General features: G+C 71.6%; 18 protein-coding genes and 1 pseudogene. 11 read left to right on the plus strand and 8 right to left on the minus strand.

What is annotated here, in order from left to right; translation table 11 throughout:
- Nucleotides 1-40 precede the first annotated feature (40 nt).
- Together ACU436_RS22565 and ACU436_RS22570 are read left to right on the plus strand one after the other, a co-directional pair.
- Nucleotides 41-130, plus strand: a pseudogene (locus tag ACU436_RS22565) (MerR family transcriptional regulator); the annotation flags it as partial.
- A 284-nt stretch (nucleotides 131-414) separates the two neighbouring features.
- Nucleotides 415-714 carry a hypothetical protein gene (locus ACU436_RS22570; protein WP_459029125.1) on the plus strand — a complete coding sequence of 100 codons (300 nt, stop codon included), beginning with the start codon at nucleotides 415-417 and terminating at the stop codon, nucleotides 712-714.
- Here the strand turns inward: ACU436_RS22570 and ACU436_RS22575 are convergent.
- Nucleotides 648-1,325: a nitroreductase/quinone reductase family protein gene (locus tag ACU436_RS22575; RefSeq protein ID WP_459028366.1), complete on the minus strand. Its 678-nt coding sequence runs from the start codon at nucleotides 1,323-1,325 to the stop codon at nucleotides 648-650. The two genes, ACU436_RS22570 and ACU436_RS22575, sit on opposite strands and share 67 nt — an antisense overlap.
- 20 nt (nucleotides 1,326-1,345) lie before the next feature.
- On the opposite strand from ACU436_RS22575, the gene ACU436_RS22580 reads away from it, so the two are divergent.
- Entirely contained in the window at nucleotides 1,346-1,930 is a 585-nt protein-coding gene (locus ACU436_RS22580) for a TetR/AcrR family transcriptional regulator (RefSeq protein ID WP_459028368.1), read from the plus strand.
- A gap of 404 nt (nucleotides 1,931-2,334) precedes the next feature.
- Here the strand turns inward: ACU436_RS22580 and ACU436_RS22585 are convergent, their stop codons facing one another.
- Both ACU436_RS22585 and ACU436_RS22590 read right to left on the minus strand, forming a co-directional pair.
- Complete coding sequence (locus ACU436_RS22585) at nucleotides 2,335-2,988, minus strand: response regulator (RefSeq protein ID WP_459028370.1); 654 nt, start codon at nucleotides 2,986-2,988, stop codon at nucleotides 2,335-2,337.
- Nucleotides 2,985-3,992 (minus strand): HAMP domain-containing sensor histidine kinase, encoded by a 1,008-nt coding sequence (locus ACU436_RS22590; protein WP_459028372.1) that lies wholly within the window; start codon nucleotides 3,990-3,992, stop codon nucleotides 2,985-2,987. The genes ACU436_RS22585 and ACU436_RS22590 overlap by 4 nt, the downstream gene beginning before the upstream one ends.
- A gap of 180 nt (nucleotides 3,993-4,172) precedes the next feature.
- Between ACU436_RS22590 and ACU436_RS22595 the strand changes: the two genes are divergently transcribed.
- The 4 genes from ACU436_RS22595 to ACU436_RS22610 all read left to right on the plus strand — a co-directional run bounded on the left by ACU436_RS22595 (nucleotide 4,173) and on the right by ACU436_RS22610 (nucleotide 6,894).
- Nucleotides 4,173-4,745, plus strand: coding sequence for an SPFH domain-containing protein (locus ACU436_RS22595; protein WP_459028374.1), 573 nt, complete (start codon nucleotides 4,173-4,175; stop codon nucleotides 4,743-4,745).
- Between the two features lie 55 nt (nucleotides 4,746-4,800).
- A complete protein-coding gene (locus ACU436_RS22600) occupies nucleotides 4,801-5,061 on the plus strand; it encodes a hypothetical protein (RefSeq protein ID WP_459028376.1) in 261 nt (86 codons plus the stop codon).
- A 71-nt stretch (nucleotides 5,062-5,132) separates the two neighbouring features.
- Nucleotides 5,133-5,591, plus strand: coding sequence for a CBS domain-containing protein (locus tag ACU436_RS22605; RefSeq protein ID WP_459028378.1), 459 nt, complete (start codon nucleotides 5,133-5,135; stop codon nucleotides 5,589-5,591).
- Between the two features lie 16 nt (nucleotides 5,592-5,607).
- Nucleotides 5,608-6,894, plus strand: a complete 1,287-nt coding sequence (locus ACU436_RS22610) for an ArsB/NhaD family transporter (protein ID WP_459028379.1) — start codon at nucleotides 5,608-5,610, stop codon at nucleotides 6,892-6,894.
- Between the two features lie 32 nt (nucleotides 6,895-6,926).
- Here ACU436_RS22610 and ACU436_RS22615 read toward each other — a convergent pair whose 3' ends face one another.
- Nucleotides 6,927-7,847 carry a universal stress protein gene (locus ACU436_RS22615; protein WP_459028381.1) on the minus strand — a complete coding sequence of 307 codons (921 nt, stop codon included), beginning with the start codon at nucleotides 7,845-7,847 and terminating at the stop codon, nucleotides 6,927-6,929.
- 35 nt (nucleotides 7,848-7,882) lie between these two features.
- Nucleotides 7,883-8,161 carry a DUF3040 domain-containing protein gene (locus ACU436_RS22620; protein WP_459028382.1) on the minus strand — a complete coding sequence of 93 codons (279 nt, stop codon included), beginning with the start codon at nucleotides 8,159-8,161 and terminating at the stop codon, nucleotides 7,883-7,885.
- An 81-nt stretch (nucleotides 8,162-8,242) separates the two neighbouring features.
- On the opposite strand from ACU436_RS22620, the gene ACU436_RS22625 reads away from it, so the two are divergent.
- A complete protein-coding gene (locus tag ACU436_RS22625; protein ID WP_459028384.1) occupies nucleotides 8,243-8,746 on the plus strand; it encodes a MarR family winged helix-turn-helix transcriptional regulator in 504 nt (167 codons plus the stop codon).
- Between the two features lie 158 nt (nucleotides 8,747-8,904).
- Nucleotides 8,905-9,291, plus strand: coding sequence for a TraR/DksA family transcriptional regulator (locus ACU436_RS22630; RefSeq protein WP_459028386.1), 387 nt, complete (start codon nucleotides 8,905-8,907; stop codon nucleotides 9,289-9,291).
- A 23-nt stretch (nucleotides 9,292-9,314) separates the two neighbouring features.
- Here the strand turns inward: ACU436_RS22630 and ACU436_RS22635 are convergent, their stop codons facing one another.
- Together ACU436_RS22635 and ACU436_RS22640 are read right to left on the minus strand one after the other, a co-directional pair.
- Nucleotides 9,315-11,207, minus strand: coding sequence for a S9 family peptidase (locus ACU436_RS22635; protein WP_459028388.1), 1,893 nt, complete (start codon nucleotides 11,205-11,207; stop codon nucleotides 9,315-9,317).
- A 112-nt stretch (nucleotides 11,208-11,319) separates the two neighbouring features.
- Entirely contained in the window at nucleotides 11,320-11,565 is a 246-nt protein-coding gene (locus ACU436_RS22640) for a hypothetical protein (RefSeq protein WP_459028390.1), read from the minus strand.
- A gap of 134 nt (nucleotides 11,566-11,699) precedes the next feature.
- Between ACU436_RS22640 and ACU436_RS22645 the strand changes: the two genes are divergently transcribed.
- Nucleotides 11,700-12,524: a methyltransferase domain-containing protein gene (locus tag ACU436_RS22645; protein WP_459028392.1), complete on the plus strand. Its 825-nt coding sequence runs from the start codon at nucleotides 11,700-11,702 to the stop codon at nucleotides 12,522-12,524.
- Nucleotides 12,525-12,543: 19 nt separating this feature from the next.
- Here ACU436_RS22645 and ACU436_RS22650 read toward each other — a convergent pair whose 3' ends face one another.
- Nucleotides 12,544-13,338 carry a hypothetical protein gene (locus ACU436_RS22650; RefSeq protein ID WP_459028394.1) on the minus strand — a complete coding sequence of 265 codons (795 nt, stop codon included), beginning with the start codon at nucleotides 13,336-13,338 and terminating at the stop codon, nucleotides 12,544-12,546.
- Between ACU436_RS22650 and ACU436_RS22655 the strand changes: the two genes are divergently transcribed.
- Nucleotides 13,316-13,564 (plus strand): hypothetical protein, encoded by a 249-nt coding sequence (locus tag ACU436_RS22655; RefSeq protein ID WP_459028396.1) that lies wholly within the window; start codon nucleotides 13,316-13,318, stop codon nucleotides 13,562-13,564. The genes ACU436_RS22650 and ACU436_RS22655 overlap by 23 nt on opposite strands.
- Nucleotides 13,565-13,830 lie beyond the last annotated feature (266 nt).

A 13,830-nucleotide genomic window follows, 5' to 3' on the forward strand; every position in this document is an offset into this window, starting at 1 on the left:
CCGTGAGATCGCCGAGCTCGCCGGCACCAGCCTGCGGGCGGTGCGGCACTACCACGAGGTCGGGCTCCTGGCGGAGCCCGAGCGGAAGGCCAACGGCTACAAGCAGTACGGCGTGGCCCACCTCGTCCGGGTGCTGCGCATCAAGCGGTTGACCGACCTCGGCTTCTCGCTGTCCCAGATCGCGGCCATGGGCGAGGCCGACGACCACCCGGAGGAAGCCCTGCGCACCCTCGACGCCGAGCTGGCCGCCACCATCGAACGCCTGCAGCGCATCCGCCTCGAGCTCGGCGTGATCCTGCGCCAATCGGTCCCGACCGACCTGCCCGCCGAGTTCGCACCCGTCGCCGACACCCCGCTCTCCGACGCCGACCGCTCGTTCGTCGTCGTCCTGAGCCGGGTCCTGGGCCCCGGGGCATGGATGCCTACGCCGACATGCTGCAGAACCTCCCCCCTGATCCCGCCGCTGCGGAGTTCGACGACCTCCCGGCCGACGCCGACGAGCACACGCGCCAGTCCCTCGCCGAGCGCATGGTCCCCTACGTCCGCGACCTGCACGGCGCGCATCCCGGTCTGCACGAGATGCATTCCGACGCCCCGGGCGGTGCGAGGTTCGCCGAGCAGACACTGGTCAAGGCCCTGCGCGACCTCTACAACCCGGCGCAGCTCGACATCCTCCGACGCGTCGACGAACTGCTCGGCGACGCGTCCACCTGACCGTCGGGCAGCAACCGGACCCGCACCGCCAGCAGGTCGGTGCCGAGCACCCGGACGTTCATGGCGTTGAGGATCCGGAGCGGGTGCCAGCGGATGATCGCCCGCTGGCGCGCGAGCGCGTCCTCGTCCGGGAGGATCTCGGCAACCCCGCAGATCCAGCGGTAGCGCAGGCCGACGCGCAGCCGGATCCGCACGTGGGGGTCGCGGGCGATGTTGCGGACGTAGCCGGCCCGCGTCCCGTGCTCGGCGATGATCCAGAACTCGTCGCCGACCCGACCGTTGCCGACCGGGGTCCTGCGCGGCTCGCGGCTCACCCGGCCCCGGGTCTCCAGGATCGCGAGGCCCAACGGGTTGAGCCCGACCCGGTGCAGCAGCCGGAGCAGCGGGTTCACCACGAACCCCTGCAGTGCCCGCACGATGCGGAGCTTCGTGCGGCGGCTCCTCGTCGTCACCACGAGGTTCGCCAGGAACACCGCGGTCTGCGCGATCGGGCCCGGCAGCCCGGGCCATGCGCCCGGATCGAGCAGGAACAGGCCCCAGGCCAGGGCGATCGCCGCGGCCGTGCCCACCACGAGCCCGCGCGGCACCCCCATACGATCGTATGCCTTCATACGACTGTATGGTGCCACGCGTGGCTGAACTGTCAACCCGCCCGACGAAGGACGTCCTCACCGACGTTCTCCTCGACATCACGGCCCAGCACGGCCTGGAGGCCGTGAGCGTCCGGCAGGTGGCCACCGCCGCGGGCGTCTCCATCGGGACCGTCCAGCACCACTTCCCGACGAAGGACGCGATGCTGACGGCCGCGTTCACGGAGGTGGTGCGGCGCATCCGCGAGCGGGTCGCGAACGTCGAGCTGGGTCCGGACGTGCACCGCAACCTGACGACGGTGCTGCGCGAGCTGCTGCCGCTCGACGAGCGGCGGGCCACCGAGGTCCGCATCCAGGTGGCGTTCGCCGCCCGTGCCGCCACGGCGCCCGCGCTGGCCGGCCTGCAGGCCGGCATCCTCGCCGAGGTCACCGGGTCGATCGCCGAGGTGATCGCGCTGGCCGGGCACGGCGCCGTCGGGCCGGAGGACGCCCGCCGCAAGGCGCACATCGCGCTCGCGGCCGTCGACGGGCTCGCGCTGCACGCCGTCAGCTCCGGCTCGTGGCTGGACCCGGCCACCTCGTCCGACACCCTGGACCGCCTGATCGACATGCTGCTCGTGCCCTAGCCGGTTGATTTCTAGGTCCTCGATGGTCGTAGGCGATCAAGGAGCGCTTGACGGGTGCGCCGGTGGGACAGTTGTGCCGGATCACGGCGGCCAGGTGACCCGATGATCGTTGATTCGGTGCACTCGGTGTTATCCGAGGTGCAGCACGAGCACCGGGAACGGCGCCACCGCCGGTCGAACGGCACCGTGATCTCGGGTATCGGTTGTCCATCGCTGCGGCGACAGCAACCACGAACCGACACCGCGGATCATCGCCGTCCGGCCCGCCGCGGGGGTCATGATCGCCGGAACTGGTGTGAGGGCGACAGATCTGTCGCCCTCGCACCCGAACTGGCGATCATCCCGCGAACCCGCCTCCGCACCACCTCATCGACCAACATCCGCCGACGCTCGCCGCGGCCCGGTCACGGTTCGACCAGGCCCGCCCGGATGGCGTAGCGGGTGAGGTCGAGCCGGTCGCGCATGCCGAGCTTCTGCAGGATGTTGGCCCGGTGCCGGTCGACGGTCTTCGCGCTGATCCCCAGCGTCTCGGCGATCTCCCGTGACGAGTGGCTCTCGGCGATCAGCTTGACGATCTCCTCTTCCCGCGGGGTCAGGATCCGGTCCGGCAGCCGGTCGCCGCGCCGGGTCCGCTGCAGGTAGTCGCGGATCAGTGCGGTGACCGCGCCCGGGTAGAGGAACGGCTCCCCGCGCATCGACGCGCGGCAGGCCTCGATCAGGTCCCGGTCGGCGACCGACTTGAGGACGTAGCCGGACGCGCCCGCTTTGAGGGACTCGAAGAAGTACTGCTCGTTGTCGTACATCGAGAGCATCAGGATGTGGATCCGCGGCGCCCGCTGGGAGATCTCCCTGGCCGCCTGGATCCCCGTCAGCCGGGGCATGGCGATGTCGAGGATCGCGAGGTCGACCTCGTCGGCGCTCGCCGCGGCGACCGCCTCGGACCCGTCGGCGGCCTCCGCGACGACGGCGAGATCCGGTTCCGCGTCCAGGATGAGCCGCAGTCCCTGGCGGACCAGCGCGTGGTCGTCGGCCAGCAGGATCCGGGTCGGGGCCGTCATGCGACCCTCGCCGGCAGCGGAACGGTCAGCTCCACCTCGGTGCCGCGTCCCGGCACGGAGGTGATGCCGAGCTCCGCGCCGATGAGCAGCGCACGCTCCCGCATCCCGCGGATCCCGGCGCCTTCGCGCACCACCCCGCCACCCCCGTCGTCCGAGATCACCAGCGTGACGGAGTCCCATGATGCGTCGAGCGTGAGCTCGACGCGGCTCGCCCCGGCGTGGCGCGCCACGTTGGTGAGGCCCTCCTGCGCGATCCGGTAGAGCACGAGCTCGACGTCGGCGTCGAGCTCGGGGAGGTTGCGGCCGGCACTGCGCGTGACGGGCACTCCCGCGGTCTCGGTGAACTCGGCGACGAGGGCGCTGAGCGCGCTCTGCAACCCCAGGTCCTCGAGCACGCCGGGGCGCAACCTCCGCGCGACCTGGCGCACCTCGTCGAGGCTCGAACGCACCGTCTCCTGCACCCCGTGCAGCTCGTCCCGCAGGTCGTCGGGCGCCCGGTCGGCCACCCGCTTGAGCGCCAGCAGCACCGCGGTCAGGCTCTGCCCGATCTCGTCGTGCAGCTCCCGCGCGATCCGTTGCCGCTCCCCCTCCTGCGCGGCGAGCGCGTGGGCGCTGCTCGCGGTGCGCTCCGCCTCGAGCCGGTCGATCATCGCGTTGAACGTGCCGATCAGCCGGGTGAGGTCGCCGTTGCCGCCCTCGGCCAGCCGGTCGTTGGGCCGGAGCAGGTCGACCCGCGCCATCACGCGGGTGAGGGCGTCGATGGGAGCCAGGCTCTTGCGCAGCAGGAGCGCGTTGGCGGTGAGGATCACCGCGAGACCCACGATCAGCACCGGGATCTCGGCGAGCCGCACCCGCGCCGAGACCGTGGCCGGCGAGAGCGCCAGCACCAGCGTTCCGACGGTGAAGACGAGACCGTTGATCAGCACGATGCGCCGGAACAGGGACCGGGCCGGGCGCTCGCCCGCCGCGCTCGCGCCGGGCACCGGCCCGGTTCGCTGGGTCATGCGGCCCAGCCTCGCTCGTCGCGCGGTGCCCGTCCATCGGTGTCGGACCCCGGTCGCAGGCACTGACATGCATGGCCGACCCCCCGGGATGTGGGTGTTGGACCCGATGGTGTGCGACGACCCCACTGCGAAAACTCACAGGTCCCGGCAGGAAAGACACGAGTGGGACGGGCGGTGGGCATGGGACGCGACGGTGCCACTGCGCTCGACACCACACAGGCCGGGGTGCTCACGACCGCGCTGGGGCTCCTGTTGCTGGCCCTGTGCTCCGCGCGGTCCGTCGCGGCGGACGAGCGGATGGTGGTCATCCGCCTCGGCAGGCGGGCGCGCCTGCGCGGACCGGGCGTGGTGGCCGTCCTGCCCGGCCTCGACCGCGGTGTGCGCGTGCCCCTCGGCGTCCGCTGGTACGACGTCTGCTGGCTCGACGTCACGACGCGGGACGCGGTCCGGGTCGTCGTCACCGCCGCGGCGGCGGGCGTCGTGCGCGACCCGCTCCGCTACGTCACGGCGGGCTCCGCGGATCCGGCCGTCGAGTGGGTGCTCGAGGCCGAGCTGCGCCGCTGCCTGGCGGAGCGGGACCTCGCACAGCTGGCCACGCTGCCTGCCACCGGCTTCCCCGACCTCGCGGCGACCGTCTCGGCACGCACCGCGACCTGGGGGATCGAGATCAGCGACGTGCGGGTCGGCCGGATCGACGCCCGCGTCGACGCCGTTCTCGTCCGCTGGGCGAACGCCCCGGGTGCGCGCGGGTGATCGCGGTGGCCCCACCAGACCCCCCGCCACGTCGACGAAGGACGCGAGCTCTCCCGTGGACATCACCCGCAACACCATCCCCGGCATCGGCCACGCCCACGACTGCACGACGCGCGCAGGGCACCGCTTCGGGGTGCTCGTCGAGCACACCGGACGGCGGCGACTCCTCGTCCACGGGCGCGCCGACGACGAGGTGCCGGAGCAGATCGTCCTCGACCCCGATGAGGCCGACCTGCTCGCCGACCTCCTGCACCAGCGCTCCGTCGCCGACCGGCTCGCGGAGCTCGAGCGGCAGGTCGCCGAGCTGGCCCGCTGACCGGCGAACCGGGCGATCGACACGTAAGGTGCCGGACGGCGCATTCGGGGCGCACCCGGGGGGACGGTGTCATGAGGGCACGCGAACTCGCAGAGGACGTGCCGACGGTGAGCCCGCGCGATGCGGTCGCCACGGCGGTGCGCGTGCTGGCGCAGGCCCACCTACCTGGTCTGATCGTGGTCGACGCGGCCGCCCGTCCGTACATGGTGCTCCCCGGCACCCAGGTGCTCCTGCTGACGGTGCCGCGGGCGCACCGGGAGGGCCAGGCGCTGGCGCGCACGATCGACGAGCCGCACGCGGACGCGTTCTGGGACGAGTTGGACAACCTGTCGGTCGGGGACTGCCTGCCGCGCGGCCTCGCCCGGCCGGCGATCGTGCGCGAGGACGCCACCCTCCTGGAGATCGCGGCGCTCATGGGCCGCATGCGCAGCCCGCTCGTCGCGGTGGTCGACGACAGCGGCGGGCTGGTCGGCGGGATCACGCTCGACCGGCTGCTCGTCCAGCTCACCGCGGGCGGCCCACCGGCCTGAGCACCGGGCGGCGCCGATGAGCGCCGCCGCAGCACTCGGGATCTTCGTCGTCGGCTTCTACTACATCGCCACCGAGAAGGTCGACAAGGTCAAGGCGGTGCTGCTCGCCGCCGGGGCGATGACGGTGCTCGGCCTCACGCCCGGTACCGACGTGTTCTTCTCCGAGCACGAGGGCATCGACTGGAACGTCATCTTCCTGCTGCTCGGGATGATGATCATCGTGGGGGTCATCAAGCAGACGGGCCTGTTCGACTTCCTCGCGATCTGGGCCGCCAAGCGCTCGCGCGGGCACCCGTACCGGCTGATGGTGATGCTGATGGCCATCACCGCCGTCGCGTCGCCCCTGCTCGACAACGTCACGATCGTGATGCTGGTGGCACCGGTGACGGTCGTGATCTGCAACCGGTTGGACATCCCGGCGCAGCCCTACCTCATCGCGGAGATCCTCGCCTCCAACATCGGCGGCGCCGCGACCCTCATCGGCGACCCGCCCAACATCATCATCGGGAGCCGGGCGGGCCTGTCCTTCAACGACTTCCTCGTGCACATGAGCCCGATCGTGGTGATCATCTTCGTCGCGTTCGTGCTCCTCACGAAGGTGCTGTTCCGCAAGTCCTTCCGCTACAACCCCGAGCGGGTCGCCGAGGTGATGACGCTGCAGGAGCGGCGCGCGATCACCGATCCCCGGCTCCTGGTCCGCTGCCTCGTCGTGCTCGCGGGCGTCGTCGCGGCGTTCGCCCTGCACACGGTGCTGCACCTCGAGCCGTCGCTCGTGGCGCTCGTCGGCGCGGGCGTCATGCTCCTGGTGTCGCGCGCCGACACCTACGACACCCTGCGCGAGGTGGAGTGGCCCACACTCGTCTTCTTCATGGGCCTGTTCGTGATGGTCTCCGGCCTGCTGCACACCGGGGTGATCGCCGCGATCGGCGAGCACATCATCGCCACGGTCGGCAACAACTACCTCGGAGCCGCCACCGCGCTGCTGTTCGGTTCGGCCGTGCTCGGCGCGTTCTTCGACAACATCCCGTACGCGGCCACGATGGCGCCCATCGTCGAAGGCATCGTGGCCGAGGTCCCCGACCCCGACACCGGGCAGGCCCTGTGGTGGGCGTTCGCCCTCGGCGCCGACTTCGGCGGCAACGGCACCGCCGTCGCTGCGAGCGCGAACGTCGTGGCCATCGGCATCGCCGCACGGATGGGCCACCCCATCTCGTTCTGGCAGTTCACCCGCTACGGCATCGTCGTCACGCTGGTCAGCACCGCGATGGCATGGGTCTACGTGTGGCTGCGCTACTTCCTCTGACCAGTGGTTCCCGCCGGCGAGGAGGGCCTCGATCAGGTGTTCGCCGCGCCGAAGCCGTAACGGGTCCGGCCGGTGGCCGAGCAGTCCAGGCGGTCCCGGACGATCGCGAGCGGGCAGTGGCCGCGACGCAGGACCGACCGGCTGACCGAACCGCGCACGCGGCCCCCGGAGCCGACGACGACCAGGGCTGCGCCGCGGGACTCGGCGGCGACGGCCCCAGCGGGGTCCTCGCGCACGAGCCTGGTGACGACCGGGACGTCGGGGTACTGGGAGTGCCAACGGTGGAGGGCGCGTTCGAGGGACCTGCGCGCGGACGCCTCGGCGATCGTCGAGGGGGCGTGCACCGCTTCGAGGTCGGCCGGTCGGTCCGGGGCCCAGGCGTGCACGGCCGCGAGGGGGATACCGCGTTGGCGGGCGGCCTGGAACGCGAACCCGAGCGCCGGGCTGAGCGTCGAGACGCCGTCGATGCCGACGACGACCCGCGGCGCACCGGGGCGATCATCGACCGGAGCAGGCCGGACGACGACCACCGGGCAGGACGCGTGCGCGGCGACGTGGGCCGACACCGACCTGGCCAGCCGGGCCCGCAGGCCGCGCCGGTCCCGGCGGCCCAGGACGAGCAACTGCGAGCGGGAGGCTTCGTCGAGCAGCACCCCTGCCGCGGATCCGCACACGAGCCGGGTGGTCACCTCGATGTCGGACACCACCTCGCGGGCTCGGGCGACGCCCCGCGAGACCACGGACTCCGCGGCGTCCAGCGCCGCGTGGAGGCTGTCGATCGGCGAGCCCACCCCGTAGGGATCCGCGGGCAGCATCGGGTGCAGGGCGTGCACGATCCGCAGCCCGCATCCCCGTGTCGCGGCCTCGGCGGCCGCCCAGTCCACGGCATCGCGGGCGGAGCCCGCGCGGTCCACCCCCACGACGACGGGTTCCGGTGCTCCACCACAACTCATCGCTCGAACATCCTCGTCCTCCCGGCTTCCACTCGTCACGACGGCTGGTGGTGCGGCCCGCTCACCCACCACCACACCAGCCAGACCAGCCCGGTCGTGAAGGTGAACAGCATCGCCCCGCCCAGGGACCCGGCGACCAGCACGGCGGCGCTGAGCAGCAGCCCGGCAACGACGAAGATCGTGATACCCAGCCTGCCGGCGTGGTGGGGCAGGCGCTGCGCACGAGCGTCGAAGGACCGGACGAACGCGGGATCCTCGTTCCGGATCTGGCGCTCGACCCGGCGCAGCGCTTCCCGTTCCCGATCACTGAGCACGACGCACCTCCACAGCGGCGCCCAACCCACGTTCCAAGCCACGTTCTATCGTAACACGATGTATCGTGAGACGATACAGCCGTGGCGACGCAGCGAACCGAGGTGCGCGAGTGGTGTCATGTGACCGTGGCGGCAGACGACGGGCAGGAAGGCTCGGGAGCGCTGACGAAGCAGGACTTCGAGGCGCTCGCGCGGTTCCGCTTCGGAATCCGCCGCTACCTGCGCTTCAGCGAGGAGACGGTGCGCAGCCACGGCCTGGCACCCCAGCAGTACCAGCTGCTGCTGGCACTGAAGGGCTTTCCCGGCCGGGACTGGGCCACGGTGCGGGAGCTGGCCGACCGGCTCCAGCTGCGCCACCACAGCGTCGTCGAGCTGGTCAACCGGGCACAGGGACAGGGGTTGGTCGAGCGCGTCCCGCATCCCGAGGACGCGCGCGCGGTCCGGGTCCAGCTGACCGCCGAAGGGGAGGACGTCCTCACCCGCCTCAGCGCGCTGCACCGGGACGAGCTGCGGCGCATGAACTCCACGCTGGCGCTGCCGGCCTGGGAGGACGATCCACCGGCGGGCCGAACCGACGAGTCCTGACCGGTACGCCCGGTTTGCCGGGTCCCGGCAACGTGGCCGCGCCGTACTTGGCTGATGACAGCCCCTGCCGCCCCGGCGCAAGACGCGCATCGTGGGAGTCGGTCAGGGTTCGCCGTCCCTGCAGCGGCACGTCAACGTGCCGCCCCCTGGAGGTCGACATGCAGTTGTCTCTCGCGTCGTCACAGCGGCCGATGTCCGCCCTGCGGGCGGAGCTCGAGCGCCAGCGTGACTTCCGCAGGGAACAGCTCGCCCATCTCGTCGCCCACGACGAGAACCGGACGTCACTGGCCGGGTACGGGCCTCGCGCCACGGACGAGGACGCGGCCGGCGCCCTGCGCGAGATCCGCGCCCTGGTCACCGACGGCGCGAGGAAGGCCCTCGCGGACATCGACCTCGCGCTGACCCGGATGAACGACGGCAGCTACGGGCGGTGCCGCGCCTGCGACGGCGGCATCGCACCCGCCGTTCTCACGGCCGTTCCCGCGACCACCATGTGCCGGGCCTGCCAACTGTCGGTCGAGGGCGCCGGTTCGACCAGGCCCTGACCTCGGGCCCGGCGACCTCGGCCTCAGCCGTGGCCCTGCCGCCCTCCGAGGTGGCGGGCGAGGAAGCGCTCGGCCGTGCGGTACAGGTCGATCCGGTTCTCCGGGTTGAGGAAACCGTGGCCCTCGTCGTCCTTGACCAGGTACTCGACGTCCACCCCACGGGCCCGCAGCGACTCGACGATGTTGTCCGACTCCGCCTTCACCACGCGCACGTCGTTGGCGCCCTGCGCCACCATCAGCGGCGTGCGGATCCGATCCACCCGGCTGATCGGTGAGCGGGCCAGCATGTCCGCCTCCTGCTCCGGGTCGTCCGGGTCGCCGACGTAGCGGTACCTGGAGTTGGCGAGCCCCTTCCTGGCGAACGGCGGCAGGCTCCGCATGAAGTTCGCCAGGTCCGAGATGCCGACGTAGTCGACGGCCGCGGCGAAGAGGTCCGGGGTGAAGGTGACGCCGACCAGCGCGGCGTAGCCGCCGTAGGAGCCACCGAAGATCCCGACCCGGTCCGGGTCGGCGTACCCCTGCGCGACGGCCCAACCGACGGCGTCGACGAGGTCGTCGTGCATCGTGCCGGCGAACTCGCCGATCGCTGCCCTGGTGTGGGCCTTGCCGTAGCCGATGGAGCCGCGGAAGTTGACCTGCAGCACCGCGTACCCGCGGTTGGCCAGCAGCTGCACGTCCGGGCTGTACCCCCAGGCGTCGCGGTACCAGGGGCCGCCGTGGACCAGCAGGACCATCGGCAGCCCCGCCGGCTCGACCCCGGCCGGTAGCGTCAGGTACGAGGGCAGCCGGAGCCCGTCGCGCGCGGTGATCGTGACGGGGGTCATCGGGACCAGCACGTCGGGATCCAGGTGCGGGTACGGCCGGAACAGCAGCCGGCCCTCCCCCGTGGCGTGGTCGTAGAACCAGGTGGCACCGGGGTCGCGGTCGTGGGTGAAGCTCACGACCCAGCGCTGCCCGCTCTCGTCGGACGACACCTCGCCGAGGTCGCCGTCAGAAAGCGCCTCCAGCTGCTCCAGCACCGCGGCGAACCGCGGATCGAGCGCGTGGACCACCTGCCGTTCCCCGAGGTAGCGGACGCCGATCAGGTCACCGGTCCGCCGGTCGCGGATCAGGGGCGAGGACAGCTCGGCGACGGCACGACGCGCCCCGTCGAGGTCGAACTCCGGGTGGCTGTCGACCTCGGTCTCCTCGCCGGTGGCCAGGTCGACCCGGACCAGCCGGGTCCGGTCGGTGCCCCGGTTCGACCCGACCCAGATCGCGGTCCCGTCCGGGGTGAGCTCCAGCGGGGCGACGGTCATCGGGTGGTCGGCGCCGTCGAACACGACGACGCGGTGCAGCGACCCCGACCCGGCGTCGAACCGCGCGAGCGCGATGTCGCCGTCGGCGGTCAGGGTGCTGGCGACCGGGTCGCCGTGGCCCGCGTACAACCAGCCCTGCACATCCCCGGGATTCTGCGCCACCATGGTGAGCTCGCCGGTGGCGATGTCGAGCTCGTGCAGATCGATCTCGTCGATCTTCCGGGCGTTGAGCTGCACGAAGGCCTTCCCGGGCCGCCCGGCGGGCAGGTCGAGACCCAGCACCCGCACCCCGGGGAACGGGGTGAGGTCCACCGCCTGTGCATCCGGGTCGTCCAGATCCACCCGGAACAGGTGCCAGTTCTCGTCACCGCCGTCGTCCTGGAGGTAGATCAGCCACCGCGGATCGTCCGCCCAGCTGTGGTGGAGCACGCTGCGGGTCTCGTCGGCGGTCACGCACCTCGCGTCCCCGTCCGCGCCGAGGCTCCGCACCCACACGTTGAGCCGGTTCTTCCACGGGGCGAGGTAGGCGATCCGCGTCCCGTCCGGCGAGATCGAGGCGCCTGCGCGCTCGGGCGGTCCGAAGAGGTCCTCGACCGCGAGGATGTCGGGCAGGGCCATGCGGTTCCCTTCGTCGTGCTCGTGTCGCAGGAACCAGGTAAAACCGTGCCGTCACGGCACACTCAACAGCCGTCCGCGGTGATCCCGGCCACTCCCTGGACGCGACCGGCACTCAGGACGATCCACCGGGAAGGTGGACGACGGCCCGCTCGTCGCTGGCGAGATCGACCGGGATCTCGATGTCGGGCCACCACACCACGACGATGCGCGTCCGGGCCGCGTCGGACGTCCCGTAGTGGTGCACCTCGCTGAGGATGCCGCTGAGCCCGTACCCGCCACCGCGTTCGATGAAGATCGGCCTGCCCCGGTGCCCCGAGTGGAGCTCACCCAGGAAGATCGCTCTGGGTTCGCTGTTCACGACGGCGCACAGTAGCGCGTGGCTACTCGTCTGATGAGCAAAGCTCCCGGTCAAGCCATCCGCTCCGGTCCGGCCGTCTCACTATTCGGAATCGATGTTGCACATGTTGAGACAGCGAACCTACTGTCCACGCCATGGCGGGTGCAGATCAGAGCTACGGCCAGGGCCACGCCGAGAGCGTGGTGCGCTCACAGCTCTGGCGGACGGTGGACAACTCCGCCGCTCACCTCGCCCCGCACCTCCGCCCGGGGCTCGCGGTGCTCGACGTCGGTTGCGGCCCGGGCACGATCACCGTCGACCTGGCCGCCCGGGTGGATCCCGGACACGTGGTGGGGATCGACGTGTCCGAGGCCGTCCTCGAGCAGGCGCGGACCACCGCCGCCGCCCGGGGGGTGTCGAACGTCCGGTTCGAGCCGGGCAGCGCCTACGCGATCGGGGCAGCCGAAGCGTCGTTCGACGTCGTGCACGCCCACCAGGTGCTGCTGCACCTGACCGATCCCGTGGCAGCCCTGCGGGAGTTCCTCCGCGTGACCCGTCCGGACGGGGTGGTGGCGGTGCGCGAATGCGACTACGGCGGAGCCTTCTGGTGGCCGGCGGATCCCCGGCTGGAGCTCTGGCGGGAGGTCTACCACGCGGTTGCCCGCGACAACGGCTCCGAACCCGACGCCGGACGCAGGCTGCTCGCCTGGGCGCGGGCGGCCGGCGCGACCGACGTCACCCCCGGCGCCTCGGTCTGGTGCCACTCCACCCCCGCCGAGCGGGCGTGGTGGGGCGGCATGTGGACACAACGCATCCTCGACTCCCGCATCGCCGAGCAGGCGGTCGAGGGTGGCCACGCGACTGGTGCGCAGCTGCAGGAGATCTCCGACGGCTGGCGGCAGTGGGCCGAACACCCCGACGCCTGGTTCGCGATCCCCCACGGCGAGATCGTCTGCCGGGTCGGCGGGTCGGCAGTGTGATCACTGCGGCATCGGACTGCTATCTCCGTGGAACCGCCGTCTCAACGTGGGTGCTCGCCGAGTTGGCGAGTATGACCACCTTGGAGTGGTAGTCCGGGCTGGCCGGCGAGACGAGGAGGAACCACCTGTCGTTCGCATAGGTGAGTAGCTGCGCGCCGCTGTACCGGTAGGTCCACTTACCCTCGGGCGTCTCCGCACGGCTCGCGGTGATGTTCTGCCCCGACAGGTCGAGCGGCGCCTCACTGAAGATCGTGACGATGGCGAGGCCACTCGGGTCCTGATCGACGGCTGCCGCACCCTTCTGCCCGATGTCCTGGGCGTACGCGTTGGCCAGCGAGAAGACGGCCAGGCCGATGACGATGAGACCGAAGATGTTGGTCGCTGCCCCCAGCACTCCCGAGCGGGTGAGCGTGCCCGATCCGAAGCGGAGCAGGACGAGCGCGCCACCAGCGGCGAGGGCGATCCACGCGTCCGGTGGCGTTGCGGCCACCCGGGCGTAGTCCAGCACCTGGAACAAACCGAGCAACACACAGCTCACACCACCGATGGCCAGACCGGTCGATATCTGTCGACCCGCTCCGCGCGTCATGGCGAGCACTCCCGACAGAGCATGGTCGAACCCGATCAAGACACCGCTGACGATCGCGAGTATGACGACCGCGCCGAGCCCCACTTGGCCACTCCGGAGCACGTAGTCCTGCGGCCCGAACCCGAGCAGTCCTGCGTCGATGCCGAAGTACGTGAAGAAGGCTCTCGTTCGCACCCAGCCGATGTAGAGCAGCAATGCCCCGATGACCGTGATCGGGGCGAACAACGACGAGAGCATCGTCAGGTCGTGGGCGATCGTCCTGCGGCGCGCGGCAGCGTTCGCCTGCGGCGGCCGGACTCGCGGCCTCGTCCCGGCGACACGGGCGCGACGTCCACGAACAACGGTCGTCATTCGGCTGTTTCCGGCGCGTCCGATGAAGGTACCGACCTGGAGCCCCGATCCCTCGACGGTGGAGGTTCCGGTGGAGCTGACGTGGCAGGTGGAGGTGTGAGAGCCGGAGCCGTTAGCTTCAGACCGGGCTCGCGACTGCACGTGATCGGCTGCCCATCGGCATTCGTGCACGTCGGTGCGGGGACAGGCAGCTCCACCGGAGGGACGTCCAGCGTCTCGACCGTGCGAGTCCTGGACGGCACGGCCGAGCGCACATGTGTCGAGGGCTCGGTGCGGCGCGGTGACTCCGCCGCCGACGTCGTGCTCACCGGCGCCGGCGCCTGAGCCGTGGTCCGGGCAACGGTCGTCGGCAGCGCCGGCTGCAGC

The organism is Pseudonocardia wallangbongensis, assembly GCF_054486945.1.

Coding starts and splice junctions, on each gene's coding strand:
- ACU436_RS22635 (WP_459028388.1), bottom strand. CDS start 11,207: ATGGCCCTGCCCGACATCCTCGCGGTCGAGGACCTCTTCGGACCGCCC.
- ACU436_RS22630 (WP_459028386.1), top strand. CDS start 8,905: ATGCAGTTGTCTCTCGCGTCGTCACAGCGGCCGATGTCCGCCCTGCGG.
- ACU436_RS22595 (WP_459028374.1), top strand. CDS start 4,173: ATGGGACGCGACGGTGCCACTGCGCTCGACACCACACAGGCCGGGGTG.
- ACU436_RS22610 (WP_459028379.1), top strand. CDS start 5,608: ATGAGCGCCGCCGCAGCACTCGGGATCTTCGTCGTCGGCTTCTACTAC.
- ACU436_RS22570 (WP_459029125.1), top strand. CDS start 415: ATGGATGCCTACGCCGACATGCTGCAGAACCTCCCCCCTGATCCCGCC.
- ACU436_RS22575 (WP_459028366.1), bottom strand. CDS start 1,325: ATGAAGGCATACGATCGTATGGGGGTGCCGCGCGGGCTCGTGGTGGGC.
- ACU436_RS22615 (WP_459028381.1), bottom strand. CDS start 7,847: ATGAGTTGTGGTGGAGCACCGGAACCCGTCGTCGTGGGGGTGGACCGC.
- ACU436_RS22645 (WP_459028392.1), top strand. CDS start 11,700: ATGGCGGGTGCAGATCAGAGCTACGGCCAGGGCCACGCCGAGAGCGTG.
- ACU436_RS22585 (WP_459028370.1), bottom strand. CDS start 2,988: ATGACGGCCCCGACCCGGATCCTGCTGGCCGACGACCACGCGCTGGTC.
- ACU436_RS22590 (WP_459028372.1), bottom strand. CDS start 3,992: ATGACCCAGCGAACCGGGCCGGTGCCCGGCGCGAGCGCGGCGGGCGAG.
- ACU436_RS22655 (WP_459028396.1), top strand. CDS start 13,316: ATGACCGTGATCGGGGCGAACAACGACGAGAGCATCGTCAGGTCGTGG.
- ACU436_RS22605 (WP_459028378.1), top strand. CDS start 5,133: ATGAGGGCACGCGAACTCGCAGAGGACGTGCCGACGGTGAGCCCGCGC.